General features: G+C 69.7%; 19 protein-coding genes. 11 read left to right on the plus strand and 8 right to left on the minus strand.

Going from position 1 to position 20,001, the window contains the following annotated elements; translation table 11 throughout:
- Positions 1-162 precede the first annotated feature (162 nt).
- The gene (bchJ, locus tag N1F91_RS23075; protein WP_289995712.1) at positions 163-795 is read right to left on the minus strand and encodes a bacteriochlorophyll 4-vinyl reductase; all 633 of its coding nucleotides are present in this window, start codon (positions 793-795) and stop codon (positions 163-165) included.
- A 4-nt stretch (positions 796-799) separates the two neighbouring features.
- Entirely contained in the window at positions 800-2,425 is a 1,626-nt protein-coding gene (gene bchE, locus N1F91_RS23080; protein WP_289995714.1) for a magnesium-protoporphyrin IX monomethyl ester anaerobic oxidative cyclase, read from the minus strand.
- Between the two features lie 542 nt (positions 2,426-2,967).
- Between bchE and ppk2 the strand changes: the two genes are divergently transcribed.
- Both ppk2 and N1F91_RS23090 read left to right on the plus strand, forming a co-directional pair.
- Complete coding sequence (ppk2, locus tag N1F91_RS23085; protein WP_289995716.1) at positions 2,968-4,062, plus strand: polyphosphate kinase 2; 1,095 nt, start codon at positions 2,968-2,970, stop codon at positions 4,060-4,062.
- A 72-nt stretch (positions 4,063-4,134) separates the two neighbouring features.
- Positions 4,135-5,082, plus strand: a complete 948-nt coding sequence (locus tag N1F91_RS23090; protein WP_289995717.1) for an AEC family transporter — start codon at positions 4,135-4,137, stop codon at positions 5,080-5,082.
- A gap of 106 nt (positions 5,083-5,188) precedes the next feature.
- On the opposite strand, the gene N1F91_RS23095 is transcribed toward N1F91_RS23090, so the two are convergent.
- Entirely contained in the window at positions 5,189-5,911 is a 723-nt protein-coding gene (locus N1F91_RS23095; protein WP_289995718.1) for a GntR family transcriptional regulator, read from the minus strand.
- A gap of 143 nt (positions 5,912-6,054) precedes the next feature.
- Between N1F91_RS23095 and N1F91_RS23100 the strand changes: the two genes are divergently transcribed.
- Together N1F91_RS23100 and N1F91_RS23105 are read left to right on the plus strand one after the other, a co-directional pair.
- A complete protein-coding gene (locus tag N1F91_RS23100; protein WP_289995719.1) occupies positions 6,055-6,342 on the plus strand; it encodes a UxaA family hydrolase in 288 nt (95 codons plus the stop codon).
- Positions 6,343-6,415: 73 nt separating this feature from the next.
- Positions 6,416-7,597, plus strand: coding sequence for a UxaA family hydrolase (locus N1F91_RS23105; protein ID WP_289995720.1), 1,182 nt, complete (start codon positions 6,416-6,418; stop codon positions 7,595-7,597).
- Positions 7,598-7,600: 3 nt separating this feature from the next.
- On the opposite strand, the gene N1F91_RS23110 is transcribed toward N1F91_RS23105, so the two are convergent.
- Together N1F91_RS23110 and N1F91_RS23115 are read right to left on the minus strand one after the other, a co-directional pair.
- Positions 7,601-7,954 (minus strand): HepT-like ribonuclease domain-containing protein, encoded by a 354-nt coding sequence (locus tag N1F91_RS23110; protein ID WP_289995722.1) that lies wholly within the window; start codon positions 7,952-7,954, stop codon positions 7,601-7,603.
- Positions 7,954-8,253 (minus strand): nucleotidyltransferase domain-containing protein, encoded by a 300-nt coding sequence (locus N1F91_RS23115; protein WP_289995723.1) that lies wholly within the window; start codon positions 8,251-8,253, stop codon positions 7,954-7,956. Before N1F91_RS23115 ends, N1F91_RS23110 begins: the two co-directional genes overlap by 1 nt.
- A 105-nt stretch (positions 8,254-8,358) precedes the next feature.
- On the opposite strand from N1F91_RS23115, the gene N1F91_RS23120 reads away from it, so the two are divergent.
- The 4 genes from N1F91_RS23120 (at position 8,359) to N1F91_RS23135 (ending at position 12,860) form a co-directional block, all read left to right on the plus strand.
- Positions 8,359-9,288 carry a hydroxyacid dehydrogenase gene (locus N1F91_RS23120; protein WP_289995725.1) on the plus strand — a complete coding sequence of 310 codons (930 nt, stop codon included), beginning with the start codon at positions 8,359-8,361 and terminating at the stop codon, positions 9,286-9,288.
- Entirely contained in the window at positions 9,288-10,295 is a 1,008-nt protein-coding gene (locus tag N1F91_RS23125) for an Ldh family oxidoreductase (protein ID WP_289995727.1), read from the plus strand. Before N1F91_RS23120 ends, N1F91_RS23125 begins: the two co-directional genes overlap by 1 nt.
- Before the next feature lie 19 nt (positions 10,296-10,314).
- Positions 10,315-11,772 carry an NAD-dependent succinate-semialdehyde dehydrogenase gene (locus N1F91_RS23130; RefSeq protein ID WP_289995729.1) on the plus strand — a complete coding sequence of 486 codons (1,458 nt, stop codon included), beginning with the start codon at positions 10,315-10,317 and terminating at the stop codon, positions 11,770-11,772.
- 68 nt (positions 11,773-11,840) lie between these two features.
- On the plus strand, positions 11,841-12,860 hold the full coding sequence (locus tag N1F91_RS23135) for an aldose epimerase family protein (protein ID WP_289995730.1): 1,020 nt from the start codon (positions 11,841-11,843) through the stop codon (positions 12,858-12,860).
- Here the strand turns inward: N1F91_RS23135 and N1F91_RS23140 are convergent.
- On the minus strand, positions 12,847-13,788 hold the full coding sequence (locus N1F91_RS23140) for a sugar kinase (RefSeq protein WP_289995731.1): 942 nt from the start codon (positions 13,786-13,788) through the stop codon (positions 12,847-12,849). The two genes, N1F91_RS23135 and N1F91_RS23140, sit on opposite strands and share 14 nt — an antisense overlap.
- Before the next feature lie 179 nt (positions 13,789-13,967).
- On the opposite strand from N1F91_RS23140, the gene N1F91_RS23145 reads away from it, so the two are divergent.
- From N1F91_RS23145 to N1F91_RS23155, 3 genes are read left to right on the plus strand one after another with little or no spacing between them, the layout of a single operon-like run.
- Positions 13,968-14,396: a FixH family protein gene (locus tag N1F91_RS23145; protein ID WP_289995732.1), complete on the plus strand. Its 429-nt coding sequence runs from the start codon at positions 13,968-13,970 to the stop codon at positions 14,394-14,396.
- 7 nt (positions 14,397-14,403) lie between these two features.
- Complete coding sequence (locus N1F91_RS23150; RefSeq protein WP_289995733.1) at positions 14,404-15,666, plus strand: cytochrome c peroxidase; 1,263 nt, start codon at positions 14,404-14,406, stop codon at positions 15,664-15,666.
- Between the two features lie 44 nt (positions 15,667-15,710).
- The gene (locus N1F91_RS23155; protein ID WP_289995735.1) at positions 15,711-16,142 is read left to right on the plus strand and encodes an ion channel; all 432 of its coding nucleotides are present in this window, start codon (positions 15,711-15,713) and stop codon (positions 16,140-16,142) included.
- Positions 16,143-16,228: 86 nt separating this feature from the next.
- Here N1F91_RS23155 and N1F91_RS23160 read toward each other — a convergent pair whose 3' ends face one another.
- Positions 16,229-18,859: an AAA family ATPase gene (locus N1F91_RS23160; protein WP_289995736.1), complete on the minus strand. Its 2,631-nt coding sequence runs from the start codon at positions 18,857-18,859 to the stop codon at positions 16,229-16,231.
- On the minus strand, positions 18,856-19,980 hold the full coding sequence (locus N1F91_RS23165) for a DNA repair exonuclease (RefSeq protein WP_289995738.1): 1,125 nt from the start codon (positions 19,978-19,980) through the stop codon (positions 18,856-18,858). The genes N1F91_RS23160 and N1F91_RS23165 overlap by 4 nt, the downstream gene beginning before the upstream one ends.
- Between the last annotated feature and the right edge of the window lie 21 nt (positions 19,981-20,001).

A 20,001-nucleotide genomic window follows, 5' to 3' on the forward strand; every position in this document is an offset into this window, starting at 1 on the left:
CTTCAAGTCGACGCTCCCCGAGAAGTGGAAATCCTTCCGGGACACCGTCAACGACAACTTTCACATCGTCCGACCCGACAAATTTCGGGTTATCGGGTAGACGGGGTATTACTTAATTCGACTTGAAGACTTCTCAGGGAACGTTCGGGATTATGCCCGAATTCAGTAAACTGTCCCCGCATTTCCCGCCCGCATCTCTCCGCGCCGCCGCCCCGCCAGCCGTATCGCGAAGCGACAGACGCCGCCTGCGCCCTGCTGCGCCCCGCAGCGCACCTCTCGGCAGCGGCAGCGCTCGCTGACGAGGCTGCAGTACAGCCCCTCGAAAACGGCCGCATGCCAGACGCAGAGCGGATGCGCGGACGTCTCGCCGGCCACGAACGGATTGCCCGCGATCTCGAAGGTCCACGCATCGACCGCCCGGAACCGGCCCGTGCCCGCGAAGGTCCAGGCGTGCCGCGCGATGGCGCCCGAGAGCAGGTGCGCTGCGGGCCCGGCCGGCAGCAGCCGCAGCACGGTCCGCGCCGGCGCCGGGATGCGGTTGGCGAGGATGTAGTCGGCGGTCCGCGCGCCGGCCTCGGCCAGAAGCCCGGGCCAGGAGACGGGCTCGGCCGCGCGGACGGCGCGGTGCAGCCGCACCGCCTCGCCTTGCGGGATCATCGCCGTCCCCTCCGGCGGTCCGGCTAGCCCCGCCGCCGTCAGCAGCGGGCCGACGCGCGCGGCGCCCAGCCGTTCCTCCACCACCGGCAGGAGCTGCAGCACCGCGTTCGGCCCGATCCGCCCGCCCGCCGCCCGCACATCCTCAGGCGCCCTCCATCTGCTGCGTGCCGCCGCCGCAGGCGCGCAGCTCCGACCGCTCCTTCATCTGGGCGCGCACGGCCTCCCGCCGCTCGGCCGCGCGCGCGGCGCGGTCGGCCGATGCCTCCCAGTCGTCCATCTGCGCCTCGGCGATGGTCCGCGTCTCGTCGAAGCCGAAGTCGACGCTCGTCTTCGTCTGCGGCCCCCAGTAGCCCGCCTTGCCGAGGTCGTAGAAAGTGCGCTGCACGCCCGCCTTGAGAAAGGCCTTCAGGCAGCCGAGCAGGTAGCGACGGCGGAAGCCGCTGCCGCGCCAGGGGTAGTGGAACAGCGCCTTGCGCATGTAGAAGCGGCGGTAGTTCTTCATCACGCCGTCGAGCAGCTCGCCGCGCTCCATCGCCGCGGGCTTCATGATCGGCGTGACGAAATTGTACTTCGAGAAGTCGAAGATCTCGACCTGATCCCTGATCTCCTGGAACAGCGGCGTGAACGGCCAGGGCGTGTACATCGACCAGTTGGCGAGGTCGGGCTGCCAGTCCCACGCCATGCGGAAGGTTTCCTCCAGCGTCTGCGGCGTCTCGTTGTCGAGCCCGACGATGAACTGCGCCTCGACAAGGATGTCGGCCTCGCGCAGCAGCCGGATCGCGGTCTTGTTCTCGTCGACCTTGGTCTCCTTGTTGAAGCGGTCGAGCTTCAGCTGGGCGGCCGCCTCGGTGCCGAGGCTGACATGCACCAGCCCCGCCCTGCGGTAGAAGGGGAGCAGGTCGCGGTCGCGGAAAATGTCGGTGACGCGCGTGTTGATGCCCCACTTGATCTTGTCGGGCAGGCCGCGCGCGATCAGTTCCTCGCAGAAGGCCACGAATTTCTTGCGATTGATGGTCGGCTCCTCGTCGGCCAGGATAAAGAAGCCGACGCCGTGGTTCTCCACCAGGTCCTCGATCTCGTCGACCACGTCCTTGGGATCGCGCACCCGGTAGTCGCGCCAGAACTTCCACTGCGAGCAGAACGAACAGGTGAACGGACAGCCGCGCGCGAGATTGGGGATCGCCACCCGCGTGCCGAGCGGGATGTAGATGTATTTCGACCAGTCGAGCACCGTCCAGTCCGGCTTGATGGTCGACATGTCCTTCACCGTCCCGGCCGCGGCCGTCGCCACGATCTTCTCGCCGTCGCGGAAGGCAATGCCCCGGATCGCGTGCCGCCCGTCCGGCCAGCGCCCGTCGCGCACCGCCTCCATCAGCGCCGTGCAGATTTCCTCGCCCTCGCCGCGCACGATCACGTCCACCCACGGCGCCTCGCTCAGCACCTGGCTGTACATGAACGTCGCATGCACCCCGCCCAGCATCCGCAGCGCCGTCGGCACGACAGTGGAGGCGATCCGCAGCACCTCCTCGGCGCGGTAGATCGACGGCGTGATCGCGGTCACCCCCACCACGTCCGGCGCGATCTGCGCCATCCGCAGCGCCAGATCCGCATCCGACACGTCGTCCGTCATGGCGTCGATGAAATGGATGTCGTCGAAGCCCGCCCGCCGCAGATGCCCCGACAGATACGCCACCCAGGCCGGCGGCCAGGTGCCGGCGATCTCGGCACCGCCGGAATGGTAATTCGGATGAACGAAAAGAATCCTCACCGCCGTCGCCCTCCCTGGACTGTCAATCAAGGTTGACATGAAGGGCGACAATTCGAATTGACGCAGATCAAGCCCGGGTAGGCTCGCCGCCAGACCCGCCGCCGTCCGGCAGCACCCGTTCCTGTGTCTGACCCGGATGACGGGCGCAACGCCGGAAATACGGGGACAGTTTACTTAATTCGGCCCGACAACTGCTTGCAACGCCAGCGGCTTGCCACCCGAATTAAGTAAACTGTCCCCGCATTTCCTTCCGGCTCTGTCCCCCCGGCTCACACAGCGCTCGCCCGCTGGGCGCTACGCGCTCGACATCGTAAGCAGGCGGCGCGTCGGTCGCGTATCGGGACGGGACGCACCGCGCCGCCGTCCCCCTGTGCCCGCAAATCCGTTGCCGGCGAAGGAATTCTTGATCCACGTCAACGAGCGTCCGCCTGCCGCTGCTAGGCTGGTGGACGGCCAACCGGATCGGGCGGGGCGGGGGAAGCCGTGCCGCGGCCGGTCCGGCGCGATCGGGCAGGCCGGGACGACAGAGGGGAGGCATCACGATGCAGAAGACGCTCCAGGACACCGGCGGCGAGGCCGCACCCGCGCTGTCGCAGGCCGCCCAGGCCGGGCTTGCCGACGAGCAGACGCGGGCCGCGCATGGCGCGGCGGCGGCCGCCGCGCAGAGCATCGCGGCCGGCGCCGACGCCGAACTGCGCGGCGGCATCGGCGCCATCATCGACGGGGCGGCACCCGACGATGCGGTGCTGCTCAGCGAGGCCTTCGGCCTGCCGAAGCCGAAGGGCAAGCCGCGCCGCACCAGCGACGAACTGTCCGCCGACTGGCGGGTCGGCGGCTATCCCTACCGCTACAAGATGCTGCGGCGCGACTACGAGCGCGAGAAGTTCGTCCTGCAGACCGAACTCCTGAAGCTGCAGTCCTGGGTCAAGGAGGCGCGCCAGCGCATCGTGATCCTGTTCGAGGGCCGCGACGCCGCCGGCAAGGGCGGCGCGATCAAGCGCTTCATGGAGCATCTCAACCCGCGCGGCGCCCGCGTGGTGGCGCTGGAGAAGCCGAGCGAGGTGGAGCGCGGCCAGTGGTATTTCCAGCGCTATGTCGAGCACCTGCCGACGGTGGGCGAGATCGTGCTGTTCGACCGCAGCTGGTACAACCGGGCCGGCGTCGAGCGCGTCATGGGCTTCTGCAGCGAGGAGGAGTACCGCGAATTCCTGCGCCAGGTGCCCGATTTCGAGCGCAACCTGGTGCGAAGCGGCACCCACCTGATCAAGTTCTGGTTCTCGGTGAGCCGGCAGGAGCAGTCGCGTCGCTTCAAGGAGCGCAAGGTCCATCCGCTGAAGCAGTGGAAGCTGTCGCCCATCGACATGGCCTCGCTCGACAAGTGGGACGACTACACCCTGGCCAAGGAGGCGATGTTCTTCCACACCGACACAGCCGACTCGCCCTGGACGGTGATCAAGTCCGACGACAAGATGCGGGCGCGGCTGAACGCGATGCGCTACGTGCTCCACTCGCTGCCCTATGCCGGCAAGGATCCGGCGCGCGTCGGGCGGGTCGACGACCTGCTCGTCGGCCGTGCCAACGTGGTGCACGAGCGCGGCGAGTACGACGCGGCCGGCGGCTGGTCGAGCGGCGAGTAGGCTGCCGCGGCCGCAGCTCCCGCAGGGCGGCAGCCCCTATCGCAGCGCCCGGCTTTCCCCTATCACGCGGCGATGTCTCCGCAGGTCGAAGCCGCCCTCTTCATCTTCGGTCTCGTCGCCATCGGCTATCTCGCCGGGCTGACGGGCTATCTGCGCGCAGAGACGGGTGAGGCGCTGGGCGAATTCGCGGTCGGCGTGGCGCTGCCGCTGCTGCTCTTCCGCACCATGCTGTCGGCCGATTTCCAAGGGGCGGCGCCCTGGGCGCTGTGGGCGGCCTACTTCTCGTCGGTGGCCATCGCCTGGACCGTCGGCCACCTGGTGATGACGCGGCTGTTTGGCCGCGACGCGCGGGCTGGCGTCGTCGGCGGCGTATCGGGCTCCTTCTCCAACACGGTTCTGCTCGGCATCCCGCTGGTGCTCGGCGTCTACGGGCAGGCGGGCTTCGAGGTGCTGGCGCTGATCGTCTCGGTGCATCTCGGCGCCATGATAGCCGCCACCATCGTCGTCTTCGCGGTGCTGGAGGGCGGCGACAGGGGCTTCCGTCCGCTCGACCTCGCGCGCACCTTCGTTGGAAAGCTCGCCGTCAACCCGTTGATCATCGGCATCGTGGCCGGGCTGGCCTTCCGCCTCACCGGCTGGCCGCTGCCCTCGCTTGCCGCGCGCTTCGTCGACGGGCTGGGCGACATCGCCGGGCCGCTCGCCCTGTTTTCCATGGGCCTCGGGCTGCGCCGCTACGGCATTTCGGGCAATCTGCGGCCGGGCCTGACGCTGGCCTTCATGAAGCTCATGGTCATGCCGGCGATCATGCTCGGCATGGCGACGCTGTTTGGCCTGCCGCCGCTGGTGGCCTCGGTCGCGGTGCTGACGGCGGCGCTGCCGGCCGGCGTCAACTGCTACCTCATCGCCGTCCAGTTCGGCACCGGCCAGGCGCTCGCCTCCAACACGATCACGCTGGCGACCGGCCTCGGCGTCGTCACCACCTCCTTCTGGATCACGCTGCTGCACGCCATCTACGGATGAAGTGTCGCGCGGAAAATGCGGGGACAGTTTGCTTAACTCGAACGCCGTGCCCGTCGACCATCGAAAGGCACGATGCATCTGAACTCGGTAAACCGACCCGTACTTCTCAGCCAAGCTCCGACGAATAGTGGACCGCCTGCGTCAGGCAGCGCGAGACGCGCAGTTCCACCGGCTTGTTCTCGAGATCGAGGGCGATGCGGGTGATGGCCAGCAGTGGCGCGCCGGGCGCGCAGCCGAGCGCCGTCGCGTCGGCGGGCATGGCCGCCACCGCCTTCAGCTTCTCGCTCGCCCGGCCGATGGTGATGCCGAAGCGTTCCGAATAGAGCCCGTAGACGTTGTTGGGGATGGTTTCGAGATCGCCGAACCCCGGCAGGCGGGCGGCCGGCAGCGTGATCGTCTCGACCAGCAGCGGATCGCCGGACAGAGTGCGCACGCGCTCGATGCGCCAGACGGGATCGCCGGGCGCGAGCGCCAGCGCACCGGCCTCCGGCGCCGTCGCCGCGCCCGGCTGCAGGTCGAGGATGGCCGAATCCGGAAAGCTCGGCTTGCCGTCGTCGGGCACCAGCCGGAAGAACTGGAACAGGATGCGGCTCTCTTCCGGGCGCGCCACGAAGGTGCCGCGGCCCTGGCGGCGGATCAGGAGGTTCTCGGCCGTCATGGCGTCGAGCGCCTTGCGGATCGTCCCCTGGCTGACGCCCACCTCGCGCGCCAGCTCGATCTCCGACGGGATGTGCTGGCCCGGCTGCCACTCGCCGTCGATGAGCCGGCGAACGAGCTGGTCGCGCACCTGCACGTAGAGGGGACGGTAGGCGAAGGCGGTCTGGTCCATGCTCGAATTCCCGCGGAAGCGTCTCCTGATAGCACCCGCCCGATTGACTCTGCCAGCATTTCCTATCTTATATCTTATATAAGACTGCCGGCGCCGAAAGGCGCGAAACTGACTGCGCCGCAGGGCGCGAAGAGGACTCGAGCATGGGCATTCCGCATCTCCTGGTTCACGAGCACGACGACAATGTCGGGGTCGTCGTGGTGGAGGGACTCAAGGCCGGCACGACGATGCTGGCCGTGGTCACCGCCGACAATTCCGCTTTCGAGATCGAGGCGAAGGCCGACATCCCGATCGGCCACAAGGTGGCGCTGAAGGATCTCGCGGCCGGCGACACGGCGGTCAAGTACGGCGAGGACATCGGCCGCTTCGTGGCGGATGTGGCGCGCGGCGCCCACGTCCACGTCCATAATCTCAAGACCAAGCGCTGGTAGGAGCGGCTCGCGGCGCGCGGCGGCACCCGCGCGCCGGCGAGCCGCCGCGTTCATTTCAGGGAAGGGCGGGCTGATGGCCTCGAAATACTCCAACATGACGATCCGCGCCTTTCGCCGCGACAATGGTCGCGTGGGCGTGCGCAACCACGTGGTGATCCTGCCGGTGGACGACATCTCCAACGCGGCCTGCGAGGCGGTGGCAAACAACATCAAGGGCACGATGGCCCTGCCGCACGCCTATGGCCGGCTGCAGTTCGGGCAGGACCTCGACCTGCACTTCCGCACCATGATCGGCACCGGCGCCAATCCCAACGTGGCGGCCGTGGTGGTCATCGGCATCGAGCCGGGCTGGACGAAGAAGATCGTCGACGGCATCGCCGCCACCGGCAAGCCGGTCGCGGGCTTCTCGATCGAGCAGAACGGCGACCTCAAGACCATCATGGACGCCAGCCGCGCCGCCAAGGACTTCGTCCACTACGCCACCGAGCTGCAGCGCGAGGAGTGCTCGGTCTCCGAGCTCTGGGTCTCGACCAAGTGCGGCGAGAGCGACACCACGACCGGCCTGGGTTCCTGCCCGACGGTCGGCAACATGTACGACAAGCTCCTGCCCGAGGGCATCTACGGCTGCTTCGGCGAGACGTCGGAGATCACCGGCGCCGAGCACATCGCCAAGGCGCGCGCAATCAACCCGGAGGTGGGCGAGCGCTGGTACGCGATGTGGAAGGCCTACCAGCAGGACGTGATCGAGCAGTTCAAGACCAACGATCTCTCCGAGAGCCAGCCAACGCGCGGCAACATCGAGGGCGGCCTGACCACCATCGAGGAAAAGGCGCTGGGCAACCTGGAAAAGATCGGCCGCATCTCGCGCTACATCGACATCCTGGAGCCGGCAGAGGCGCCGAAATCGGGCAGGGGCCTCTACTTCATGGATAGCTCGTCGGCCGCCGCCGAATGCGTGACGCTGATGGCGGCCGGCGGCTTCGTCATCCACACCTTCCCGACCGGCCAGGGCAACGTCGTCGGCAACCCGATCGTGCCGGTGATCAAGATCACCGCCAACCCGCGCACCGTGCGCACCATGGGCGAGCACGTCGACGTCGACGTCTCGGGCATCCTGCGCCGCGAGATGACCATCGACGAGGCCGGCGACGCGCTGATCGACATGATCGTGCGCACCTCCAACGGCCGCAGCACGGCGGCCGAGGCGCTGGGGCATCGGGAATTCGTGATGACGAAGCTCTATCGGAGCGCGTGAAGGTCAGGCGCGTTGAATGCCGGATTTTGCGAGCATCTGGAGGATCGTGTGGCGGAGCGCCGGCAGTTCCAGCTCATAAATCTTCCAGAGGACATCGGTCCGGATCGCAAAGTACCCGTGCCTGATGCGATTTCCGATGCCGGCGATCTCGCCCCATTCGATCATGGGAAAAGCCCGTTTGTAAGTTTCTGGAATGTTGCCCGACGCTTCGCTGATGATCATCACGAAGTGACTGACCGCACCCTGACGCATACGGTCATTTTCGAAAGCGGATCGGTTGACGCCGGAAAGTGTTCTGTTGATGTCGTCGATGGCGTCGAGGATATCCTCCAGCCAGTCGGTGTCGAGGCGCTTCATCAGAACACCGTCAGGAGGTCGTCGGAAATCCTCTGCCTGAAGCGGGGCTTCATCTGGGCCGACTCGTCGGTCAATCGCGTCTCGATTCCGAGTTCTTCGGACAAATCCGGTCCGATCCCGAAGAAGTCGAAGCCTGAGACGTTCGGCGGCGGATCATACTCCACCAGCAGGTCCAGATCGCTGTCCTCGCGGTTGTCGCCGCGGGCGCGCGAGCCGAACATCTGCAGACGCGTGATGCCGCGGGCGCGCAATGCGGGCTCCATCTCCTTCAGCCGGGCGATGATCTCGTCGCGTGTCATGGCAGGTCGTATCGGTCCACCGTGGTGCAGGACCGAATATAATACGAATCCCGGCGTCAAGCGAGACGCGCAGGCGCTCCGGGCGATTGAATGAGGGAGGCGCACATGCCTGACGTCGTCATCACCGAATTCATGGACGAGGCGGCCGTCGCGCGGCTGAGGGCCCGTTTCGACACGCTCTACGACCCGGCGCTCGTCGATCGGGGCGACGATCTGCGCGCCGCCGTGGCCGACGCCCGCGCCCTGATCGTACGCAACCGCACGCAGGTGCGCGGCGCGCTGCTGGACGCGGCGACGTCTCTGACCTCCGTCGGCCGCCTCGGCGTCGGTCTCGACAACATCGACGTGGAAGCCTGCCGGGCGCGCGGCATTTCGGTCTACCCCGCCACCGGCGCCAACGATCTCTCGGTGGCCGAATACGTCATGGCGGCGGCAATGACGCTCCTGCGCGGCGCCTTCTTCGCCAGCGCCGACGTGGCGGCGGGCGCCTGGCCGCGCCAGCGCCTGATCGGCCGCGAGCTGGCGGGCAGGACGATGGGCCTCGTCGGCCTCGGCTCGATCGCCCGCGAGGTCGCCTGGCGGGCGCAGGCCTTCGGCATGCAGGTGGTCGCCTATGACCCCATGCTGGCCGCCGATCATCCCGCCTGGCGGAAGGCCCGCAACGTCCCGCTCGACGGCCTGCTGGCGCTCTCGGACGTCGTCAGCCTGCACGTCCCGCTGACCGACGCGACGAGAAACATGATCGGAGCCGGGCAGTTGGCGGCGATGAAGCCCGATGCGATCCTGATCAACGCCGCCCGCGGCGGCGTCGTCGACGAGGCGGCGCTGGCTGTCGCGCTGCGCAACAAGCGGCTGGGCGGCGCGGCGCTCGACGTCTTCGCCGAGGAACCGCTTTCGGCGGTCGCAGGCGAACGCTTCAAGGGGATCGACAACCTGATCCTGACCCCACACGTCGCGGGCGTGACAGTCGAGTCGAACGTGCGCGTCTCCGACCTTATCGCCGACACGGTCATCGCCCATCTGGAGAAGGCCTGATGCCGGACACCACGCTCACCATAGCTGAGGCGCATGCGCTGGTCTGGGCGGCGCTGACCGCCTCGCGGACCTCGTCCGGGAATGCGGCGATCGTCGCCGACGCGCTGATCGGGGCGGAACTGTCTGGTCAGGGCGGGCATGGCCTGCGGCGTGTGCCGGCCTATGCCGCGCAGGCGAAGGCGGGCAAGGTCGACGGCTACGCGGTGCCGATCGCCACCCGCATCCGGCCGGGCGCGGTGGCGATCGACGCCGCGAACGGCTTTGCCTATCCCGCTCTCGACGTCGCGTCGCGCGAACTGGCCTTCATAACCCCCGAGCAGGGCATCGCCGCGGCCGGCATCCGGCGCTCGCACCATGCCGGCGTGGCCGGACTGGTGGTTGAATCATTGGCGGAGAAGGGCCTCGTGGCGCTCCTGTTCTCCAATGCGCCGGCCGCCATCGCGCCATGGGGCGGACGGCGTCCGCTCTACGGCACCGACCCCATCGCCTTCGCCTGCCCGACCGCCGACGGTGCGACCATCGTCGTCGACGTGTCCATGTCGAAGGTCGCGCGCGGCCGGATCATGGCCGCGAACCAGAAGGACGAGCCGATCCCCGAAGGCTGGGCACTGGACGCCGAAGGCCACCCGACCACCGATGCGAAGGCGGCGCTCGCCGGCACCATGGTGCCGCTCGGCGACGCCAAGGGCACGGCGCTGGCGCTGATGGTGGAACTGCTCTGCGCCGGCCTGACCGGCGCGAACTACGCCTTCGAGCAGACCTCCTTCTTCGACGCCGAGGGCGCGGCGCCGGGCACGGGTCAGCTGCTGATCGCCATCGATCCGGAAACCTTCGGCGGAACCCGCGCGTTGGACCGCTTCGCGGCGATGGCGGCGATGGTTGCCGGCACGGAAGGCGCCCGGTTGCCAGGGTCGAGGCGGCAGGCTATTCGTGACCGCCTCCGGCGCGACGGCCTGCAGGCCGATGCCGCGCTCGTCAGGGAAATCGAACATTTGGCCGCCGGCTGAGGCGGCAGGAGGCACACCGATGCTGCAGAAGTCCAATCACTACATGCGCCAGGCCAACCTGATCGGCGGCGAGTGGGTGCAGGCCGATTCCGGCGCGACGCTCGACGTGACGAATCCGGCCAACGGCCAGAAGCTCGGCACGGTGCCGAAGTCCGGCAAGGCGGAAACGCGCCGTGCCATCGAGGCGGCCGACAAGGCCTTCAGGACCTTCCGCAAGACGACCGCCAACGAGCGCTCCAAGATGCTGCGCAAGCTGCACGACCTGATCCTCGAGAACCAGGATGCGCTGGCCGAACTGCTGACGATCGAGCAGGGCAAGTCGCTGGCCGAATCCAGGGGCGAGGTCGGCGCATCGGCAGCCTATGTGCTCTGGTTCGCCGAGGAGGCGCGCCGCACCTATGGCGACGTGGTTCCGTCGCCCTGGGCCGACCGCCGCATCATCGTCACGCGCGAGCCGGTCGGCGTCATCGCCGCCATCACGCCGTGGAACTTCCCGTCCTCGATGCTCGCCCGCAAGATCGGCCCGGCGATCGCGGCCGGCTGCACCACCGTCGTCAAGCCCGCCTCGCAGACGCCCTATTCGGGCCTCGCCTGGGGCGCGCTGTGCGAGGAGGCCGGCATCCCGGCCGGCGTCGTCAACATCGTCACCGGCTCGGCCGGCGAAATCGGCGACGAGATTTGCGCCAACCCGCTGGTCAAGAAGATCACCTTCACCGGCTCGACCGAGGTCGGCAAGATCCTGATCGAGAAGTCGGCAGCGACCGTCAAGAAGGTGTCGATGGAACTGGGCGGCAACGCGCCGTTCGTCGTGTTCGACGATGCCGACATAGACCGCGCGGTCGAAGGGGCCATGGTCGCCAAGTACCGCAATTCGGGCCAGACCTGCGTCTGCACCAACCGCTTCTTCGTCCAGGCGGGCGTCTACGACGCCTTCGTCGAAAAGCTCGCCGCCGCGTCGGCGAAGCTCAAGGTCGGCTCGGGCCTCGATGCCGGCGTCCAGCAGGGCCCGCTGATCGACGGCAAGGCGGTCGAGAAGGTCGAGGAACTGATCGGCGACGCCACCGCCAGGGGCGGCACGGTGGTCACCGGCGGCAAGCGCCATGCGCTCGGCGGCTCCTTCTTCGAGCCGACGGTGATTTCCGGCGCCACGCCCGACATGCGCTTCATGAAGGAAGAGATCTTCGGCCCGGTCGCACCGGTGTTCAAGTTCACCACCGAGGACGAGGCCGTCGCGCTCGCCAACGACACCGAATACGGCCTCGCCTGCTACTTCTACAGCTCCGATCTCGGCCGCGTGTTCCGGGTCATGGAGAACCTGAAATACGGCATGGTCGGCGTCAACGAAGGCCTGATCACAACGCCCGAGGCGCCCTTCGGCGGCGTCAAGGAAAGCGGCCTCGGCCGCGAGGGTGGACACCAGGGCATCGAGGACTATCTCGACACCAAATACGTCTGCATCGGCGGCCTCGGCCTCTGATCGACGCGTAAACGGGCAGGGCGCCCCCGGCACAGGCGCCCGCATCTTCTGGCTGAGGGGAGCGCCATATGGCGGATGCCGAGGAGTTCGGGACGACGCCGGAGGGCGAGGCCGTCCAGCGTGTCGAGATCAGGGGCGGGGGGCTCACCGCCCGCATCCTGACCTGGGGCGCGGTGGTGCAGGACCTGCGGCTGGCCGAGCATGACGCGCCGCTGGTGCTGGGCTTCGAGCGCTTCGAGGACTACCCGGTCCACTCCGCCTATTTCGGCGCCATCGCCGGCCGCTACGCCAACCGCATCGCCAGCGGGCGGTTCACGATCGAGGGCCGGCGGTTTCAGGCCGACACCAACTTTCTCGGCCGGCACACGCTGCATGGCGGCGCAAAGGGGACCGGCAAGCGCGTCTGGCGGCTCACCGACCGCGGGCCGGATTTCGTCACGCTGGCGCTGACCGATCCGGACGGCGCGATGGGCTTCCCGGGCAATCTCGAGATCGCCTGCACCTATCGGCTCAAGCTGCCCGGCACGCTGTCGGTCCAGCTGTCGGCCACCACCGACCAGCCGACGCTGTGCAACCTCGCGCACCACTCCTATTTCAACCTCAACGACGGCGGCATGAACGACGTGCTCGGCCACCGGCTGATGATGCCGGCGCAGGCCTACACGCCTGTCGACGACGAACTGATCCCGACCGGCGTCGTCCAGCCCGTCGAGGGCACGCCCTTCGACTTCCTGCTGCCGCGCCCCGTCGGCATGAAGGTCGGCGGCGAGCAGGTGCTCTACGACCACAATTTCTGCATCGCCGCCGCGCGCGGCCCGCTCAGGCAGATGGCCTGGGCGCAGGGGCCGAACTCGGGCGTCGAGATGGAGGTCTGGTCGACCGAGCCGGGCCTGCAGTTCTACGCCGGCCACAAGGTCGCCCGCACCGTGCCCGGCCTCGGCGGCCGCACCTACGCCGCCTATGCCGGCTTTGCCATGGAGCCGCAGATCTGGCCCGATTCGCCGAACCGCCCCTATTTCCCGCAAGCCCTGCTCTATCCGGGCGACCGCTACCGGCAGACGACGGAGTACCGGTTCAGGCTGGGGTGAGGGGTACCGCGAAGGCCTGGCGCAGCACCTCGAACGGCGCCAGCGCCCCGCGCACCTGCACGACGGCGGCGGCCACCGCGTGCGCCCTGCGCGCGGCGGCCTCGGGCGCGTCGCCTGCGAGGCGGGCGGCGAGGTAGCCGCCGTTGAAGCTGTCGCCGGCGCCGGTGGTGTCGACCGGGTTTTCCACGGCAACCGCCGGGATCGTCTCGCGCCGATCGTCCGAGACCACCAGCGCCGGCCCGGCGCCGTCCTTGATCACGATCTCGGAAACGCCCGCCTGCTTCAGCCGCGCGACGGTGTCGGCCGGCGTCGCGTCGCCGAACAGCGCCTGCTCGTCCGGGAAGGTCGGCAGCGCGATGTCGCAGACGGCAAGGGCCTCCGCAATGGCTGCGCGGGCGGCATCGATCGAAGGCCACAGGCGCGGGCGGTAATTCGGGTCGAAGGCGATGCGGGTACCGGCCCGGCGTGCGTCCGCGATGGCCGCAAGCAGCGTCCGGCGCGGCGTTTCGTCGAGGATGGCGAGCGTGATGCCCGAGACGTACACCAGCGCGCGGTCCGTGAGCGAGGCGCGAAGCGCTGCCGGATCGTCGGCGAGGCGCCGCGCGGCGGCGTCGGCGCGCCAGTAGGTGAAGGAGCGCTCCGCCCCGGTGAGCGTGATGGCGTAGAGGCCGGGCCGCGCGCCGGGGATGACCGGGCTCCCGGCGATGCCGATGCCGGCGTCGCGCATGAAGGCGATCTGTTTTTCGGAGAAGGGGTCGTCGCCGAAGGCGCTGACATAGTCGGCCGGACGGGCCGTATCCGTCAGCGCCCGCAGCGCCCAGAGCGTGTTGAACGTGTCGCCGGCAAAGCCCAAGTGCCAGGCATCGCCGCCGGTGCCGGACAGTTCCAGCATGCATTCGCCGATCGACGCGATCCCCTGTCCGGCCATGATCTTCTCCCTTTTCCGCCCCCTCTACACGCGCCGCTGCACGAAGGCGAGGGGCAGAGATACCGGTCCTTGACCTTCCGGCAACTGGAGGCCCTACACCTGCTTTCGCAATGCGGGCATAGTCGCGTCAGGGCATTGGGCAGGCCGCCCTTCGCGCGGCCAGACGGGTTGAACCGACCATGAAGAAGCTGATCTACGTTCTCGTCGCCGTGGTGGCACTCGCGGTCGCCTTCGTCGGATGGCGCATGACGATGTCGCCGCCGGACGATCTCGACCTTGCCCGTTCGAAGCCCACGCAGGCCGGCACTTTCGTGGTCGCCGTCGGGCCGGAGAGCGAACCGCTGCTGCAGGGACCTCTGCACAGCTGGATCGTGACCGTGACGACGCCCGCCGGCGCGCCGGTCGACGATGCGACGATCAGCGTCGACGGCGGCATGCCGCAGCATGGCCACGGCCTGCCGACCGCGCCCGCCGTGACCGCCGCGCTCGGCGAGGGCCGCTACCGGATCGAGGGTGTCCGCTTCAACATGGGCGGCTGGTGGGAACTGAAGCTCGCCATCGCCGCCGGCGGCGCCAGCGACGCCGTCACCTTCAACCTCGTGATGTGAGACGGCGATGCGCCCATCTCGGCTGACGACGTCCCTGGCCGCCCTGGCAGCTGTGCTGCTGTCGGCCGCCTGCAAGCCGTCGAGCGTCACGGAGGAGGAAGCGCGTATCGTTGCCTCGCTGTCTCTGTCGGCGCTGCCGCCGCTGCCAGCCGACCCGTCGAACCGCGTCGCCGACGATCCCGCGGCCGCCGCGCTCGGGCAGGCGCTGTTCTTCGACCATGATCTGTCCGCCGACGGCGCGGTCTCCTGCGCCTCCTGCCACCAGCCGACGCGGCGCTTCCAGGATGGCATCGCGCGGGCGATCGGCGTCGGCGAGGCCGACCGCCGCACCATGCCGCTGGAGGGCGTCGCCTGGAGCCCGTGGCAGTTCTGGGACGGCCGCGCCGACAGCCTGTGGGCGCAGGCACTCGGACCGTGGGAGAACCCGGTCGAGCATGGCGGCAACCGTGTCGCGCTGGTGCGCCGCGTGGCGAGCGCCTACCGCGCCGAGTATGAATCGGTGTTCGGGCCGCTGCCCGACCTGTCGGGACTGCCCGAGAACGCGGGTCCGTTCGGCAGCGAGACGGAGCGCGCGGCCTGGGCGGCATTGTCGAACGAGGAGCGCACCCGCGTCGACCGCATCTTTGCCGACATGGGCAAGGCGATCGCCGCCTTCGAGCGCCGGATCGTGCCGGTCGAGACCCGTTTCGACCGCTTCGCCGACGCCCTCGCCGCAGGCCGGCGACCGGAGGGCGAAACCGCCCTGTCGGACCTCGAGATCGAGGGACTGAAGCTCTTCGTCGGCAAGGCCGCCTGCGTCGACTGCCACAACGGGCCGCGCCTCACCGACGATCATTTCCACAACACCGGCGTTCCGGCCGTGCCCGGCCTGCCGGAGGATCGCGGCCGGGCCACGGCGGTCGCCCGTGTGCTGGCCGATCCGTTCAACTGCCTCGGTGCCTTCTCCGATGCAGCGCCCGGGCAGTGTGGCGAGATCCGCTTCATGGTGAAGGAGGGCGAGGAACTGGAACGCGCCTACAAGACGCCGTCGCTGCGCGGGGTGGCGGGGAGGGCGCCCTACATGCATTCCGGCCAGATCGCGACCCTGGAAGTGGTGGTGGACCATTATTCGCGCGCGCCCGAAGCGCCGTCCGGACATACGGAGCTGGAGCCCTTCGTGCTGACCGACCGGGGACGCATGGCGCTCGTCGCCTTCCTGAGGACGCTGGAGCCGGCGGGCGAGGAGGCGGGTGCGGCAGCGCTTGCCGGCCGGGCGCCGTCCGGAAGTTGATCCGGCGCAACACCGCCGGTACCGGATGCGGCTAGAGAAACCAGATGCTCGTCAATCTCGCCCTCGGCACCTTCGTCATCGCGCTCACCGTCGTCATCCACACCTGGGGCCTGATCGCGGTCACGCACATGATGCGCATCCTGACTGCCCGGTTCCGCGTGCACGGGCACCGGAGCCGGACCCTGGCCATGGTCACGACCGTCATCGGCATCTTCGCCATCATGACCGTCGAGGTCTGGCTCTGGGCCGCCTTCCATCTCGGGCTCGGCGTGTTCGGCGACTTCGAGACGGCGCTCTACTTCTCCACCGTGACCTTCTCGACGCTCGGCTACGGCGACGTCGTTCCGGCCGCCGAATGGCGCCTCTTCGCCGCGCTCGAAGGCGTCAACGGCTTCCTGCTGATTGGCTGGTCGACCGCCTACCTCGTGGCGGCTGGCGTCAGGATCGGGCCTTTCCAGACGGGCGAGCATTTCTAAAAGGCGAGCCGGAGACGTTCGGGAAACCGCTGCGAAGACAAGGGCTTGGGCGCCGAGCCTGATTCAGTTCCTGCACTCAGCCCGCGTCAGGATTCCGGCCTCCAGTCGATCATCCGCAGCGCCCGCCCGCCGAGGCGGGCAAACGCGCGCTGGCGGCAGGAGAAGACGATGATCTGCTGGTCGGCCGACTGGCGGTGCAGGGCGTCGAACATCTTCTCGATCCGGTCGTCGTCGGAATAGACCAGCGCGTCGTCGAGGATCACCGGCGCCGGGCGGCCGTCGCGGGCCAGAAGCCGGGCGAAGGCCAGCCGGGTCAGCACCGACAACTGCTCGCGGGTCCCGCCGCTCAGCCGCTCGACGTCCTCCTCGGCCCCGCCGCGCATGATCTTGTGCGGCAGCAACGTCTTTTCGTCGAAGGTGATGGTCAGGTCGTCGAAGAGCAGCGCCAGCAGCGGGCGCAATTCCATCATTACCGGCTTCAGATAGAGGTCCCGGGCAGCCGATCGGGCGGCCTGCAGCGTCGCCTGCAGCCGGTCGAGCAGCGCGACCTCCGCCTCGAAGGCCGCCACGCGCCCGTTCGCCGCGTCGAGCGCCTCGCGCGTCTCGCGCCATTGTTCCTCGACGGCCTCGTCGGCGCGGGCGCGGATCGTGCCGTCGAGCCCGGCGATGCGTTCGCGCAGGTCGCCGATCTGCCTGGAAGATGTCTCCTCGGCCGAGCGCAGGCGCTTCACGGCGGCTTCCGCCGAGGCGAGATCGGGGGCGGCGTCGCGCAGTTGCGCGGCCTTCGCCTCCGCCTCGGCAAAGCTCTCCGCGGCGAGGCGGGCGTCCTCGGCCAGCGCCCGTTCGCGCTCGGCGCGGCCGTCCGCGGGGCCGAGCGAGGCTTCCACCTGTGCGCGTTCGCCCTGGAGCGCGGCCAGGGCGGTCTCGGCCTTCCGCAACGCGTCCTCCGCGAGGCCGCGTGACGGCTGGGCTTCGCGGAGCGCGAGCCGTGCCGCGCCAACGCGCTGGCTCGCGTGCTCGGCGCCGAGGCGGGCCGCGTCGGGATCGCCCTTGATCTCCAGTTCGGGCGATGCGGCTGCGGCGAGCCTGGCGATCTCCTCGCGCAGCGCCGGCAGGCCCTGCGGCGCCAGGGCCTCGATGCGGGCGGCGAGGCGAACGATCTCGGCCTTCGCCCGCTGCGCCGCCGCCTCGCGCTGCCGGACCTCCGACAGGTCGGCTGCGCCGAGCTTTGCCAGCAGCGCGTCGCGCTCGGCCACGGCCTTGCGCAGCGCCGCGTCGTCGCCGGCCGGCCGGCTGGTCCGCAGCGTCACCGTCCCGATGCCCGGGATGTCGAGCCGAGCCGGGTCGGCAAGGCCGCGCTCCTCGCCGTCGCCGAGCGCGATGCCGTCGAGCCTCACGCGGGCGGCGGCGCCGGCGTCGTAGACGATGGCGAGCTTGGGCTCGCGCGCGGATGCCAGCGCCGCCAGCGCGGCGATCTCGACCTCCAGCGCCTGGAGCCGCTCGACCGATTTCGCCGGCACGGCGATCGGCGCCAGCGCGGCTTCGGCGGCCTCGCGTTCCGTCCGCAGCGTCTCGACGGTCTCGAGCGTCGTCGCGAGCGCCGCAACCCGCTCGGCCCGGTCCCTGGCCTTCAGCGCCGCGTCGAGCCGCGCGAGCAGGTCGCGGGCCTGCTTCTCCTCGGTCTCGGCCGCCTGCGCCTCGGCCTCCGCCCGGGCGATCGCGTCCGTCGCCGCGCGGTGCCGGGCAAGCGCCGTGTCGCGGGCCTGCTCGGCGGCGGCGATCCGGCCGCCGAGCTGCACGGATGTAGCCAGCGCGCCACGAAAGGCATCCAGCTCCCGCCGGGTCGCGTCGCGGCGGCTGCGCGCATGCGAAAGCTCCGCCTGAGCGGACTTCAGCGCCTCGCCATGCGCCCGGGCGGCATCGAGTGCCGTCTGTGCCCTTTCGAGCGCCTGGCGCCGGGCGGCGCGTTCGTCGGGGTCGTCGAGTTCCTTGAGGTGCTTTGCCGCGGCGGCGCGCTCGTCCAGATCCTTGCGCAAGGCGTCGACGTCGGCCTCGAGCCGCGCGACTTCCGCCGCCAGCCGCTTCTGCTCTGCCAGCGCGATCTCGTAGGGACCGCCGGCCTTCGGGCGTCCGCTGGCGGTGACGAGGCGGCCGAGTTCTTCCGCGCAGCGCGCCGACACCTCGGCCATGCGACGCCCGCCGGTGACGGCCTCGACCTCGCCCTGGACGGATTCCAGCAGGCTCGCGCGCACCCGGCGCTCGTCCTCCTCCTCGCGCCTGTCGCGATCCTCGATGCCGGTGATGCCCTGCCGCACCCACAGGAGGCCGGCCGGACCCGCCGTGCCGCCGCGCGTCAGCCCGGCGATGAAGTTCTCGGCCTCGTCGGCCTGCGCGACCAGCCGTCCGCTGCCGATGTCGGTCACGGTGGCGCGCTTGCCGCCGATGAACTGCTTGGCCAGCCGATAGCGCCCGGCCTCGGTCTCGATGTCGGCCTCGATCACCGGATTGCCGCCGCTGTAGGGCTGGAGCCGCTTCACGTCCTTCGGCTGGCCGGTATGGGCCTGGAAGAACAGCGCATGCAGCGCCTCGAAGCTGGTCGACTTGCCGAATTCGTTGGCCGCGCAGAGCACGTTGACGCCGTCGCCGATGTCCTCGATCGCGACGCCGCGGCCCGCGAAGCGCTTGACGTTGAAGAGCCTGAGCGCGGTGATCTTCATGAGGAAGCCGCCGCGCAATAGGAAAACAGCCGCACCAGCGCCGCGCGCGCGACCGCCCGGTCGGCCTCTGCGCGGCTGTCGTCGCCGGCCTGCGCCATCAGCATGTCGGCCGCGTCGCGCAGCGCGCCCGTACGGTCGATCCGGTCGAGATCGGACGCGTCGTACTCGGTCGACAGCGCGGTCTCGTCGAGTTCGAGCAGCGCGAAGTCGGGCGCGGCGGCCTCGACGGCAGCGGCGAGCGCGGTACGGCCGGCGATGCCCGCGCGTCCTGAGGCCGCCACGCGCAGCAGCGTCTGCCGGCGCAGGCGCGGCTGCGGCAGCAGGGCTGCCAGTGCCGCCCCGCAATCGTCGGTCGCCAGCAGGTGCAGCGGTTCCGTCCTCCAGCCGAACAGGCCGGTCTCGACCGGCTTGACGGCGGGCGCGGCGCCCGCGGCCTCGATGCCGACGAGGAGCGCCTGGCCCGGCCGGTCGTGCTTGAACCGGTCGGGCTCCGGCGTTCCGCTGTAGTGGGTGCGGGCGTCGATGGCGACGGCGCCGTGCCAGTCGCCGAGCGCGAGATAGTCGAGCCCCGCCCGGCGCGCCCGGTCGGGTGCCAGGATGTCGGAGGCGACCGTGTCTTCCGAGAAGCTCTGGACCGGCCCGTGCGCGAGCCCGATGCGGATGGCGCCTTCGGGCGTCGCGACGGCGTCCATCCATTCGCTCAGGTCGCGGCCCGGCCGCCGCGTCGTGCACGGGGCGGGCAGAAGGACGACGCCCGGGGCAAGCGCGAGCGGCGCGGCTTCCGTGGCGAGGATCACGTTGTCCGGCAGGCCCGTGCGCAAGGCGGCCCACAGCGGCGCGGCCTGCAGTGAATCATGGTTGCCGGGCAGGATCACGAAGCGCAGCGGCGCGTGGTGAGCCATCTCGGCGATCGCCTGGCGGCGGATGTCGGGCGCCGGTGTCTCTGTGTCGAAGGTGTCGCCTGCGAGCAGGACGACCTCGGCGCCGTTCGCCCGCGCCTGCTCGGCCAGGCGGGCGATCGCGCCGTGCCGCGCCTCGCGCAGCCGTCCGCGCAGATCCTCCGCCAGATTGCCGAAGCGCTTGCCCAGATGCAGGTCGCTTGAGTGAAGGAAACGGATCAAGAGGTCTGCGGCTCCCGGGTG

This window comes from Aquibium sp. ELW1220 (assembly GCF_030398385.1).
GTDB lineage: Bacteria > Pseudomonadota > Alphaproteobacteria > Rhizobiales > Rhizobiaceae > Aquibium.